This is a genomic window from Streptococcus urinalis 2285-97 (assembly GCF_000188055.2).
Classification (GTDB): Bacteria; Bacillota; Bacilli; order Lactobacillales; family Streptococcaceae; genus Streptococcus; species Streptococcus urinalis.
The window spans coordinates 1,688,936-1,702,951 of sequence record NZ_AEUZ02000001.1; the positions used below are offsets into that span (position 1 = coordinate 1,688,936).

General features: G+C 33.7%; 10 protein-coding genes and 1 pseudogene. 2 read left to right on the forward strand and 9 right to left on the reverse strand.

Going from position 1 to position 14,016, the window contains the following annotated elements:
• Positions 1-59: 59 nt before the first annotated feature.
• The 3 genes from STRUR_RS08630 to STRUR_RS08640 form a co-directional block, all read right to left on the reverse strand.
• A complete protein-coding gene (locus tag STRUR_RS08630; protein WP_006740085.1) occupies positions 60-836 on the reverse strand; it encodes a MurR/RpiR family transcriptional regulator in 777 nt (258 codons plus the stop codon).
• Positions 837-919: 83 nt separating this feature from the next.
• The gene (gene scrK / locus STRUR_RS08635) at positions 920-1,798 is read right to left on the reverse strand and encodes a fructokinase ScrK (protein WP_006739587.1); all 879 of its coding nucleotides are present in this window, start codon (positions 1,796-1,798) and stop codon (positions 920-922) included.
• Positions 1,799-1,858: 60 nt separating this feature from the next.
• Positions 1,859-3,817, reverse strand: coding sequence for a sucrose-specific PTS transporter subunit IIBC (locus STRUR_RS08640; RefSeq protein WP_006740081.1), 1,959 nt, complete (start codon positions 3,815-3,817; stop codon positions 1,859-1,861).
• 181 nt (positions 3,818-3,998) lie between these two features.
• Here STRUR_RS08640 and STRUR_RS08645 point away from each other — a divergent pair, with 181 nt between their 5' ends.
• Complete coding sequence (locus tag STRUR_RS08645) at positions 3,999-5,435, forward strand: sucrose-6-phosphate hydrolase (RefSeq protein WP_006738918.1); 1,437 nt, start codon at positions 3,999-4,001, stop codon at positions 5,433-5,435.
• Positions 5,436-6,401: a LacI family DNA-binding transcriptional regulator gene (locus tag STRUR_RS08650; protein WP_006739244.1), complete on the forward strand. Its 966-nt coding sequence runs from the start codon at positions 5,436-5,438 to the stop codon at positions 6,399-6,401.
• Positions 6,402-6,431: 30 nt separating this feature from the next.
• Here the strand turns inward: STRUR_RS08650 and nusB are convergent, their stop codons facing one another.
• From nusB to STRUR_RS08690, 6 genes and pseudogenes are all read right to left on the reverse strand, one after another.
• Positions 6,432-6,866, reverse strand: coding sequence for a transcription antitermination factor NusB (gene nusB / locus STRUR_RS08655; protein WP_006739858.1), 435 nt, complete (start codon positions 6,864-6,866; stop codon positions 6,432-6,434).
• The gene (locus STRUR_RS08660; protein WP_006739647.1) at positions 6,859-7,248 is read right to left on the reverse strand and encodes an Asp23/Gls24 family envelope stress response protein; all 390 of its coding nucleotides are present in this window, start codon (positions 7,246-7,248) and stop codon (positions 6,859-6,861) included. Before STRUR_RS08660 ends, nusB begins: the two co-directional genes overlap by 8 nt.
• 44 nt (positions 7,249-7,292) lie before the next feature.
• Positions 7,293-7,850: an elongation factor P gene (gene efp / locus STRUR_RS08665; protein WP_006740227.1), complete on the reverse strand. Its 558-nt coding sequence runs from the start codon at positions 7,848-7,850 to the stop codon at positions 7,293-7,295.
• A 160-nt stretch (positions 7,851-8,010) separates the two neighbouring features.
• Positions 8,011-12,182 (reverse strand): annotated as a pseudogene (locus tag STRUR_RS11920) (glycoside hydrolase family 70 protein).
• Positions 12,183-12,389: 207 nt separating this feature from the next.
• Positions 12,390-12,842, reverse strand: a complete 453-nt coding sequence (locus tag STRUR_RS08685) for a deoxycytidylate deaminase (protein WP_006740342.1) — start codon at positions 12,840-12,842, stop codon at positions 12,390-12,392.
• A 20-nt stretch (positions 12,843-12,862) separates the two neighbouring features.
• The gene (locus STRUR_RS08690; protein ID WP_006739970.1) at positions 12,863-13,927 is read right to left on the reverse strand and encodes a M24 family metallopeptidase; all 1,065 of its coding nucleotides are present in this window, start codon (positions 13,925-13,927) and stop codon (positions 12,863-12,865) included.
• Positions 13,928-14,016: the final 89 nt, after the last annotated feature.

Sequence of the window (14,016 nt, forward strand, 5' to 3'; positions counted from 1 at the left end):
TTCATAAAGATTATACTATTTTTGAAATTTATTTCAATATATTTTTTATATTTTAAAATTTATTTTAATTCAAGGGCGATATAAGAGGATAATATTTCAGAAAAAATAGAAAATATAGATCTATTATCCAAAAGATATAGAGAGCCTTCTTTTTGATCAACTTGCATGGCATTCGACGGTAAAATGACTAATTCATCAGCATATTTTCGCACATAAGCATTATCAACCATCGTTACAATAATAGTTTTTGAGCCTGCTTCTTTAGCAGCTTTAAAAATAGCTTTAAAATCTGTATTTCCTGAAACGGTGTAAAAAAGTAAAGCTGTTTCTTTTTTTAAACTACGAGATAGATAATACATTTTGGTTTTACTAGTGACACTTTCAGTGTAACAATCTTGGTAAAGTAAATTATATACCATTTGTTCAGCATTTAAACCTGAACTCCCAATCCCTAATATTTTTAGGTCTTTTGCTTCAAGCATAGTCGTTGCTATTCTTTGAAGTTGTTTTTCATCAAGTTGTTCTTCAATGAGATTGAGATTTCTTCGATAATGATTGAGAACAGCTGTTTTTGGAGTTTCATCATTGTTGTCATCTAAACTTGGCTTTTCTTCTGCATAACGATCTAAGTCAATTTTTAATTCAGCTAATCCTTTATAACCTATTTTTTTTGAAAATCTGACTAAGGCTGCTGGTGACGTCTCAATAACCTTAGCAGCTTCTTGAACGCTCTGATCTGATAAAAAAGCAGGATTATCCAATAGATAGTTGGTTATTTTTTTATCTGTTTTTGTTAGATTTGTGAATTGTATTGAGATTCTTTCTTTAAAATTCATATTGACTCCTTACTACCATTTAAAAGATTACCATGACTCTGAAAAAAAGGGAATAAAAAACCTCTTATAAAAAGAGGTTTGTATTATTTTGAGATTTTATCTGCCAATGCAAAATTACCAACTGTAGCAGAACCATTACCTTCTATTGCAGGTGTAACAATATACTCCTTTAAATCAGGAACTGGTAAGTAACCATTTAAAAGTTCGCTAAAAGTATCATGAACACGTTTTAACATATGAGCTTGTCCCATAACACCACCCCCAAAGACAATGACTTGTGGACGATATAACATTGTCGCTTGCAATGCAGCTTGTGCAATATAATAAGCTTGAATGTCCCAAATTTCTGAGTATTCAGGAATTAATTCACCTTTCATACCAGCTCTAGCTTCCAAACTTGGTCCAGAAGCCATTCCTTCTAAACAACCTTTATGGAATGGACAAACACCTTCAAAATGATTTTCCAAATCTTTCGGATGTGGCTTAACATAAGTGTGACCAGCTTCGGTATGACCTAAACCACCAATAAAATGGCCATCTTGAATAGCTCCAGCACCAATTCCAGTACCAATAGTATAGTATACTAGACTATCAACTTCTTTTCTGACTAAGGCTTCACCATAAGCAGAGCTATTGACATCTGTTGTAAAGTAAAAAGGAACATCAAAAGCATTAGCAATTTTTCCTAATAAATCAACATTAGCCCAATTTGCTTTGGGTGTCGTTGTCACATAACCGTAGGTTTTTGAATCTGGGTCAATGTCAATTGGTCCAAATGAACCAATAGCAATCCCTTTTAATTCCGTTTCAAATGCTTTAAAAAATGCAATTGTTTTTTCGATCGTTTCATCAGGAGTTGTTGTTGGAAATTGAACTTTTTCAATAATCTTATAAGACTCATTTCCAACAGCACAGACAAATTTGGTCCCTCCTGCTTCAATACTTCCAAAAAGTTGTGTCATGATATCCCTCTCTTTTTTGTCAAAAAGACTCTAGTCTTTCAACCAGAGTATTTTGAAACCTTAGTTTACTTTTATTAAGTCGTCTCCTACAGCAACTTGACCAGTCGCAACTGCAGTTACTTCTTCATAATCAGCTGTGTTTGTCACAATAATCATTGTTGTGTCATCTAGACCAGCAGCTTTGATTTTCTCAGAATCAAAAGTTCCCAACAAGTCACCCTTTTTAACAGTTTGGTTTGCTGCGACATTTTGGGTGAAGCCATCTCCATCCATCTTAACAGTATCTATACCAATATGAATGAGAATTTCAGTCCCATTATCAGATTTCAAACCATAAGCATGACCTGTTTCAAAAGCAATTTGAACAATTCCATCAACTGGTGAGAATACTTTGTTTTCAGAAGGCTTAATAGCAATTCCTTTACCCATAGCTTCTGAAGAAAAGACTGGGTCACTGACTGATTTAATATCTAATGCTTTACCAACAAGTGGTGAGACAAGTGTTTCAGCTTGTTTTGGGTTAGTGTTTGTTTCTACTGCTCTAATGCTTTCTTGATTTGACGTTTTTTCTACTTCATTTGTTTCAGTTTCAACTTTTGCTAACTCTGCAACTTCTTCAGCTGCAAATACTGCTGAAGCTTTTGTTTTACCATAAGCATATGTTATCACAAAAGCAATAGCAAAGCTAATCAATTCACATAGAACAAAGAATGGAATTGACGTTGCATTGATTGAAAGGAATCCTAAGAAACCTGCAGAACCAAGTGATACTGCAATAACTTTTAGCAAGCCTGCAACTGCTGCTGCCACTGCTGATCCTACTAAAGCACAGAAAAATGGGAAGCGGTATTTTAGGTTAACCCCAAATAATGCTGGCTCTGTAATCCCAAGTAAGGCTGAGACTGCAGCTGATGATGCCAAACCTTTTGTTTTTGAACTTTTTGTTAAAAACCAAATTGCAAATGTAGCTGCACCTTGTGCAACATTAGCCATTGAAGCGACAACAAAGATAAAGTCTCCATAGCCAGTACCTTTTGTCCAAGCTGATAATAATTGTGTTTCAATTGCAGGGAAAGATTGGTGTAATCCAGTCATAACAATTAATGAATATGTTCCACCAAATATTCCCATTCCAAGGAATCCTGTTGTATGGTATAGCCAGACGATGCCATTAGTAATACCATTAGACACTAATAACATTACTGGACCTATAACAGTAAAAGTGAGAAAACCAGTAATCATGACTGATAGTAAAGGTGTGAAAGTGAAGTCTACTGCTGATGGAAGCTTCTTATGGAAATACTTTTCAAGAATAGATAATACCCATACCGCAACTAAAACTGGAATAACTTGGTAAGTATAACTGGTTTGAGCTACATGATATCCAAAAATATCCCAGAATTTTGTTAAGCCACCTAAGTCTGGAGTTGTCATAATCATACCAATGGCAGCACCTAAGTATTGATTAGCACCAAAGCGTTTAGCAGCTGAAACACCAACTAATATAGGTAGGAACATAAATGGCGCTGCAGACATCAACTGAATCATTGCTGAGATGCCTTTAATAGCAGGATACATCGCTTCAAGTGATTTTGATCCAAATAGACCAGCAGATGTCAAGAAGTTACGTAAAGCCATTAACAGACCACCAGCAACTAAGGCAGGAATGATAGGTACAAAAATATCAGAAAGTAACTTGATAAGTGCCATAATAGGATTAAATTTCTTATCACTAGCAGCTATTTTTTTCAAGTCATCTGTCGATACTTCCGATAGACCAGTCTCTTTAATCAACTCGTCATAGACATAATTAACATCTCCAGCCCCAATAATAACTTGATACTGACCATCAATTTTGAATGTCCCTTTTACATTTGAGTTGTTATCTAACAGTGTTTGATTCACTTTACTGTCATCTTTTAAAACAAGTCTTAGACGTGTCGCACAATGTGCAGCAGCAACGAGATTATCTTTTCCGACAGCATCTACGACATCAGATGCAACCTTTTTGTAATCCATAGGATCCTCCTTTAATATTTTTGCTTCTGTAAGCGTTTCATAATTTACTCTCTTATTCTAACATCTTATAATAATATGTCAAGCGTTTGTCACAATTTTTATTTTTTCATTGAAAATCATTGATTTTTATAAAGAAAACGATTACTATAATAGTAAGTAAAATAGTATCAGGAGAACTAATATGACTTTTTCTAGAGACCTTCGTTACCGTCCATACCAAGATTGGACAACTGAAGAAAAAAATAAAATAAAGGCAAATGTCAATAAATCCCCTTGGCATGCCAACTATCATATTGAACCTAAATCAGGTCTTTTAAATGATCCAAATGGTTTTTCTTTTTTCAATGGGAAATTTCATCTTTTCTATCAAAACTGGCCATTTGGTGCGGCACATGGTTTAAAGCAATGGGTTCATACCGAAAGTGATGATTTAGTACACTTCACCGAAACAAATACGCGTTTATTACCTGATAACCCTAACGATAGCCATGGCTGCTATTCAGGATCAGCTTATGAAATTGGTAGTAAATTATTTTTATTCTATACTGGAAATGTTCGTGATGAAAACTGGGTACGAACTCCTCTTCAAGTTGGTGCCTGGATGGATAAAGAGGGAAATATCTCAAAAATGGATACCATTCTCATCAACCAACCTAGCGATGTTACAGAGCATTTTAGAGATCCTCAGATTTTTTCCTATCAAAATCAATTTTACGTCATTGTAGGGACACAATCTTTGGATAAAGAAGGTTTTATCAAAGTCTATAAAGCAGAACAAAATGATGTTAATAATTGGACTTTTATTGGTAATCTTGATTTTGATAATAAAGGTCATGCTTACATGATTGAATGTCCAAATCTTGTTTTTATTGACAATAAACCTGTCCTAATATATAGTCCACAAGGAATCAGTCACGATGAATTAGATTATAATAACATTTATCCAAATGCCTATAAGATAGGTCAATCGTTTGACACATCAATTCCAAAAATGAACCAAGTGTCCTCAATTCAAAATCTTGATTATGGTTTTGAAGCTTATGCCACACAAGCTTTTAACGCTCCTGATGGACGGGCTTTAGCTGTTTCGTGGATTGGATTACCAGAAATAGACTATCCTACTGATCGATTTGATTACCAAGGGGCTTTGAGCTTAGTTAAAGAATTAACCCTTAAAGACGGCAAACTTTATCAATACCCAGTCGACTCCATTTCTACTCTTCGCTCTAAACAACAGGAATTTGGACCACAAGAGAAAACATCAAATTGTTATGAACTTGAACTTCATATTCCTAAAGAGGAAAAAAGCATCCTAAAACTCTTTGCTGATAATAAAGGTAATGGACTAAGCTTGACTGTGGATTCAAGCAATGGTTTTATCACATTGGATAGATCTCAAGTAGGAGAAGTTTTTGGTCAAGAATATGGTACAATAAGAAAATGTCCGATTGAAAACAAAGCTATTACTTTAAATATTTTCGTGGATAACTCAATTGTTGAAATTTTTATTAATAAAGGAGAAAAGGTAATGACTAGTCGTGTTTTCCCTGAACAAGATCAATCAGGTATTTCCATCATTTCTGGAAATATTACAGGTCATTACTTTGAATTAAACTAAATGGTCGCTAAACTCACCGATGTCGCTGAATTAGCTGGTGTTAGTCCAACAACAGTTTCACGCGTAATCAATAAAAAAGGCTACTTATCTGAAAAAACCGTAAAAAAAGTTAACCAAGCCATGCGAACACTAGGTTACAAACCCAATAATCTCGCTAGAAGTCTTCAAGGAAAGTCAGCTCAACTGATTGGTCTTATTTTCCCAAATATCAGCAATATTTTCTATGCAGAATTGATAGAACATCTTGAAATAGAACTGTTTAAAAAAGGGTATAAAACCATTATTTGTAACAGTGAAAAGAATCCTGATAAGGAAAGAGAATATCTCGAAATGCTCGAGGCTAATCAAGTGGATGGTATTATCTCTTCAAGTCATAATTTAGGTATAGATGATTATGAAAAAGTATCAGCTCCTATTATTGCTTTCGATAGAAATTTAGCTCCTGGTATTCCAATTATTTCTTCTGATAACTTTGAAGGTGGTAAATTAGCTGCTTCCATACTTCAAAAAAATGGATGCCAAAAGATTATTATGATTACTGGTAATGATAATACAGATTCACCAACAGGTCTAAGGCAACTTGGATTTTCCTACCAACTTAATAAAAAAGCTGAAGTCATTAGATTACCCAGACATTTTTCAACCATGAGACGAGAGATGGAAATCAGATCCATTTTAACTTCTAGAAGACCTGATGGTGTCTTTGTCTCTGATGATTTAACCGCTATTCTTGTTATGAAAATTGCAAAACAACTTCAATACAAGATACCTGAACAATTAAAAATAATTGGTTATGATGGCACGCAATTCATTGAAAATTATTATCCACAACTTGCAACTATTAAACAACCCCTACAAGAAATTGCCAGCTTAATGGTGGAAGTTTTACTCATGAAGATTGACCACAAAGCAACCAATAAAGACTATATCCTACCAATCACTTTTATTCCTGGTGGTAGCATATAAAAAGAACCGAGAAGTAATCTCGGTTCTTTTTTAAGCTTCTTCTACGAATTGACTTAATAAGCCGTTAACAAATTTTGATGATGTTTCATCAGAATATTTTTTTGCAATTTCAATGATTTCATTGACGGCTACACGACTTGGAGTTTCATCAAAAAATTTGATTTCATATAATCCAAGTCTGAGTAAAGTTTTATCAGTTAAAGTTAGTCTTTCTAAAGACCAACCTTTCTTTAAATGACTGGTAATTAACTGATTAATTTCTTCAGTATGTGATTCAACACCATTTACTAAATTAATGAGAAATAATGGTAATTCATTACTTGCTTCAGATTCTTCACTTATTTTGTCATAATGATAAGCAAATTGAGTAGCTTCAATAGCATCACGACCAAATTCAATACTAAATAAGGCTTGAAATGCTCTTTCTCTAAGGTCTCTTCTAGAATCAATAAAGCTCTTAGTCATCCAAAAAGTCCTCATTAAATAGAGATTCAAGATCTGGTTTAGATGTTTTTTCAGGAACGATGCCTTCAACATGAATATTAACAGATGAAATAGTCACTTCTGCCATATCATAGACAGTTGCTTTTACAGCTTTTTGAATGGCAATAGAAACAACAGGAACATTCACACCATATTGTAAGTAGACGTAGATATCTGCATTAACTGTTCCATCTTCTTCTGTTTGTAAATAGACACCTTTACCAAGGCTTGCTTTATTAAAGCTATCTGCTACTTTTTTATTATGAAGTGAGTGAACGCCATCAACTTTGGTTGTCGCAATTCCAGTAATCACTTCTAGTACGCGTGGTGAGATAACAATTTCACCGATATTTTCAGTTGTCATAAGATCCCTTTCTATTGCTTTTTCATCACTTTTATAATGATTGATTAAGCACGAGAAACGTATGTTCCTTCAGCAGTATTGATGATAAGTTTTTGTCCTGTTTCAATAAAGTCAGGAACATTTACAACAAGACCAGTTTCCAAAGTTGCGGGTTTTCCTGAACCTGTAACAGTAGCACCTTTAATAGATGGTTGTGTTTCTTCAACAGTTAACTCAACAGTTGTTGGTACTTGAACACCAATAACTTCTGTTCCATAGAATTGAATCTTAACATCTGAATTTTCAAGAATGTAAAGCAATTCTTGTTCTACATTAGCAACTGGGATTTCATATTGGTCATATGTTTCAGTATTCATGAAATAAGCTGTTTCATCCATTTTGTATAGGTATTGGGCAGGAACTGTTTCAATAATAGCTTGCTCAAATTTTTCTTCTGGACGATAAGTAGTATCAAAAGTTGAACCTGTACGAACATCACGTAATTTCATACGCATAACAGTGTTTCCTTTACCAGGTTTATGATGACTGGCTTCTAACACTTTGATTAATTTTCCTTCTGATTCAAAAGTCATACCTGCTTTAAGCTTACTTGCTTCAATCATTATTAATTACCTCTTATTAAAATATTTATCATCTCATTTTATCACAAAATGAACAATGGCTCAAATGTTTTATTAGAATCAATTGGCTAAGTCCTATAGAGTATAAAAAGAAGATGATCTTCATCTTCTTTTTTTCTTCTAATAGTAATTCAGTGACTGATTAAACGGCATAACCACGCCAGTCAAAGAATACTTCTGAGCCATCAGACAAAGTAACCCATTGGTTACGAGCCATTTCACCAGAATTTGGATCATAATAAGTTCTATGGTCATTTACTATCGCAATGCTGCCTTTAACTTGGCTTCCATCTACATTGAAATATAAATGTTGACCATTAATAACTTGACTACCAGTCACAGCTTTACCATCTAAACCAAAATAGTACCAAAGACCATTTACAGATTCAAACTTATTCACAATCATTTGACCTGAGTCTGCATCATAATAGTATTTTGATCCATCTTCAGTTTCAATAAGTTTTCCTTTATCTTGAAGACCAGTACTTTCAAAGTTAAGTTTTTGACCTTTAATTGTTTGTGAACCTGTCACCAAATTACCATTTGAGTCTGCATAATACCAGTTATTATCTCCAGTTGTAAAGAATTTATTAATCATCTTTTGTCCAGAATCAGCATCATAGTAACTTCTGCTACCATCTGTATTAGTAACAATACTTCCCTTCACTTGAACACCATTTTCGTCAAAGTATAGGTCTTGGCCTTCTATTGTTTGAGCACCTGTTACAGCAACACCATTGGCATCAAAATAATACCAATTATTGTCTCCGATTTTAACAAAATCTGAAACTACCATTTCTCCAGAGTCAGCTTTGAAATAACGAATATTGCCATCTTTATCTGTAACAATTTGTCCTTTAACTTGGTAACCATCATTATCGTAGTATTGATATTTACCATCTATTTGGACTAAACCTCGTGCCATAACCCCATTTTCATCAAAATGACGCCATTTTGTTTCAGTTGTTGTTCCATCTGCATTATTGACGTCAACATCAAATGAATAGTAGTTATTTTGATATTGGTTACCATTACTTCCATAATAGTATTGATTACCATTTTCATCTTCATAAATAGCATCTCTTAATTGAATACCATTTGGTAGGAAGAAATATGTTTTACCATCTAATCTACTGTCTTACTTCCAGTTACTATATAACCATTTTCATCAAAGTAATAGTAATTGTTATTAAACACAATAAACTCAGATTTAGCACGATAACCACTCGTTGAGAAGTAAGTCATGCCACTACCATCATAGTAAAAACCAGTTACCGCTGAATTTGAGGTTAATTGTTTTGGTAAGAATACCCCTGTATCAGAAACTGTAAAATATTTACCAGTAGCTTGATCACTTAGTACATATCCGTCACCTCTACCTAATATATTTGTACCATTAAAGTACTCAGCCTTCCAGGTTGTGATTTTAGTAGAAGGATCAATGGGTTCTCCAGTTGAAATCATATTGACTGTAAATAAGTCTGAATATTGAGATTGTAAATAATCTAAGAACGCTCCACCATATTTTGCTTGGTAATCTGTTCCGCTACTTTTTGTATTAGCAACATAAAGAGTGTTATTAATATAGGCACCCTCTTTTACTTCACCATAATCATTGACACGTGTTGCTGTCACAACTTCTTCATTTGGTAATGAGTAAATTTGGTCAGGTACCCAGTCTGCAATAACTTGTAATCCAGCTGAATGAAGTGCTAATAAAGCATCACGTAAATCTTCAGCCGAACCATATTTATTATTTTTACTCATTCCTAAATCATAACGGTCTGTGAAAGCATAACCATTTTGTATGATTGAATCAAGGAATGATCCATCTGTAGAAGAGACATATTGTGGCGCCATTTCAAATGTTGTAATTCCCCATGAAGCAAAAAGTTCAGAATTTTCAGCAATTACCTTATTGGTATATTGAGAATCATTTGTGACAAAATCTTGGAAATTAGAAAATCCTTCATAGATAACTTGTGAATCAAGTGCAGCAGTCGCTTTAATTGTCTTGTCACCATCAGAATAAGTTTCTGTGCTTGCAGCTACTCGAATATCTTGATCATCAGATGCTCCTACAGGAACCCAAACTGACAAATAACCATTCATATCAACGGTTTGATAACCTTTAATTTCATCTGCAGTAAAGTAGATAAAGCCATTATTATCAACTAATTTTCTTAGGGTTGTATCAGAGTCATTTGAATAAGAGACTAGTCCATTATCTGTTGGCAAAAAAAGTGGACGATAATACTGTCCAGCATGAGCAATACCGACTTGTACTGCAACTTTTTCAGTAGATGCAAGTTTGAGGTCAGGATTATTTGAAATTACAGTTACTATACCTGAAGTGACTGGATTACCATCAGTAGCTGTTTGATCAGCAGTCATGATACCACTACCATAACGAACAGAAGTTAAAACTCCAGTTTGATTTAAAACAGAATCTTGATTATCAGTCTTCATAGTAGAATCAGGAGTATAATAATTAACTGCCATTGATTGACCACCAGCTGAATATTTGATACGAGCTTTTAATAGTTCTGTAATTTGATCATAATAAGGTGATTTTGTTTCCATATATTGACCATTATCAGTGTACAAATCACCATAATAAATACGTGGTACAGATTCCATATTCGTTAAAAGTAAAGAATAAGCAGCTGGTATATTATAATGAGTATACTCTTTATTAACGCTATTCATATCAGCATTATAAATTTCAAAGGCCTGTTTTAATTCATCTAAAGTAAATGTCATCCCATCTGTTTTTGGATTAATTTTACTTGAAATGATTTGAGCAATAATCGTTTGAACTTCACTATCGTGTGCACGAACAAAAGTATATGAAGGTGTGGTATCACCATAAGCACTATCAGTACTACGATCAGTCAATCCAATTTCTGAAGAGATTAATGGTTCTAACCCAGATCGTTCAGATGTGTTTCTTGTTAATGAATACAAGAGTGACAAACGTAAGCCGTTATCAACTGCTAAACCATCAACATTTGTATCTTGTACATAATCAGGATCATTATAGCTCCAAGCTTCTAAGATAGAAATATGAGCAAGTGCATCTGCTTCTGATTTGTCAACATTATATGCCGCTTCAAAATAATTTGTGTAAATTTGAAGTAAGTCAGCATTAACATTATCAACTGCATCTAAACGGATACCATCAAAGTTTGCATTTTTATCACCAAATACAATTGAACCCCAATTTGTTAGGTAGTAGAGTTGATTTAACTGTACAGCCTGAACGACAGGATTTGAATTATCAACATCATTTGCTAATAAGAAGTCGTATCCTCCAGTTTTATCTGCTTTAAAGTATTTAGTTGTTCCCGTTTGATAAGTTGGTGTGCGATTAAGAAGACGGTAATCTGAGTTAGCCCATTGTGTTAAATCACTGTTAACATAAAGTAATGCACCACCTTGTAAATGGTCGGTACCAACGTTTTCAGTATCTTTATTCCATTGAGATTGAGTCGTAACAAATGAACTCATGACTTCACGTAACCACTCTACATTGTTTTTTGCTGAAATTTCTTGTTCAATTTTTACTTGAAGTGCTTCTGCAGCCAAATTCAATGATGCTTGTGAATCTTCTGTAGAATAAGTTTTTTCTATTCCAAAATAATCAGATAGATAATTTAAATAATTAACTTGTGTATCGACGCTTGGCCACCAAGTTGTTAATAATGGACGAAAATCTGACTCAGATGAATCCACCCAAGTTTCTCCATTTTGAAGAATTTTTGTTGGACGATACCAACTATCTGCAGTCAAGTATCAATCTACTACTTCAAAACTATTAGCTGTAGAATCATATACTTGATTATTAATTGTAAAATTATCAGTAAGATTTGTTAAACCTTCTGTAAATGAGTAAGTTGAAGTGCTACTTAAAGCTCCTGTTTCTTCATCAAAATACAATAATTGTCCATTTACAGTAATGGCAAAATTCTTTTTGTAACTACCATCTTCATTGACATAGTAATATTTACCATCAATTAATTTAACATTATCCAAGCTAAGTGCCGCTTTTGTTTCTGAATCTTCACTCACAGCTTGTTTTGAAAATTCAGTTTTTAGTTCAGTATTTTGTGAAGTATTCTCATCTGTTGTTGTAGCTGTTTCTGTTGTTGCAGTTGCACCATCTGTCGTTGTAACTGTATCATTTGCAGTATCAGCTGAAACAGTTAAAGTAGGAAGAGTAGCTCCTAATCCTATCAAAGTTAAACCAGTAACTGCAATAGTTACCCAGTGTTTTTTAACTTTATGCAATTTGAAATGTGTTTTCTTTTCCATTATGACTCCCATCTACACATAAAATAAAGAATTTACTGAACATTTTCATTTTAATACTAAAAATTTAAAATTACAACATTTTAATGTAAAATTGATGAAATTTTTCTGAAATAAATTGAAAACGAATGAAAACTGATTTTTTAAATATTTCTAAAACAGATAATTTTATTAGAATAATCAAAAAAAGTAGTCCATAGACTACTCTTTTTATTTTTCTCCTAATGTAATTACGGGGACATCATGCTGTACATAGGCAACACCTTTTTTATCCATTAACTCGATAGCTAATGGATGTGGTCTATAGTTAGCTTTATATGTAATTTTCTTGATTCCAGCTTGTAAGAGAGCCTTGGTACAATTGAGGCAGGGAAAATGTGTTACATAAATTTCTGTTCCATCCGTAGAAATGCCTTCTTTAGCACATTGGATTAAAGCATTCATTTCAGCGTGGACCGTTCTAATACAATGTCCTTCTTCCATGTAATGGCCTGCTTCATTACAATTATCAGTATCTGAAACTCCTCCATTATAGCCTGTTGCAATGATACGATTATTCTTAACTAGAACAGCACCAACAAAGGCTCTATCACAAGTTGAACGTTTTGAGATGAGCTCTGCATTAGCCATAAAATAATCTTGCCACGATAGACGTTTAGACATCTTTTTCTCCTTTATCCTTGCTATTTGATGACGATTAGTTCTTTTGGAGCAAGTGTTAGAATTTCACAACCGTCTTCAGTTACCAATAAATCATCTTCTATTCTAACACCAAATTGATTGTCCAGATATATACCAGGTTCATCGGTAATTACCATATTAGCTTCAAGTTTGTTATCAGGTTTGTTAAAATAAGGTTCCTCATGAATATCAAGACCAATTCCGTGACCAATCCCATGTGTGAAATACTGACCATAACCAGCATCAGTAATCACCTTTCGAGGAATAGCATCGTAATTTTTAAAAGACAAACCTGCTTTTGTCTTTTCAATCAGTGCTTGATTGGCATTTAAAGTAATTTGATAAATTTCACGTTCCTTATCCGTTACATTACCAATGTGAATGGTTCTTGTCATATCACTAACATAATGCTTGTAATAACAACCGAAGTCTAGAGTTAATGTCTCTCCTGACGCAATCACTTTTTGACTAGCAACGCCATGAGGCATAGCAGAACGAAATCCTGATGCAGAAATCGTCTCAAAGGAAATCCCTGATGCTCCATACTCACGCATTCGAAAATCTAAAAAGTTAGCCACTTGTAACTCAGTTGTCTGACCTGGCTTGATAAAATCAAGAACATCAATAAAGGCTTTATCGGATATTTGACAAGCTTGTTTAATTGTTTCTATCTCTTCTTTATCTTTAATCACACGTAATTCTTCTACAAAGTTAGTCTGAGGTAACCAGTGAATGGTTGAGTCCAATTGTTTCAATTGTTCAAAAAAAGCATATGAAACCTGACTATCAAAACCAATCCTATTAAGGTGATCATTATTGATGATCTTAATGACTTCAGCCAAAGCTTGACGCGTTTCAATAATCTCAAAATCCTTAACCACTTCTTTAGCAATCAATGTATAACGAGCATCTGTCATAAAAATACGTCTGTTTTGAGAAATAAAAACAGTGCTTTCTGTCCCCCAAAATCCAGTCAGATAATAAATATTGTTTTGACCAGTCACCAAAAAAGCATCTAAATCTGAATGGCTTAACTTTTTTTCAAAACGACTCACTCTAGAATTCATGATTACCTCCGTATTTGTCTTTATTAATTAACTTATTTTACCAAAAAACTTCCATTATCTTCAATAAAATAGTGGAAGTTTTAGGTATT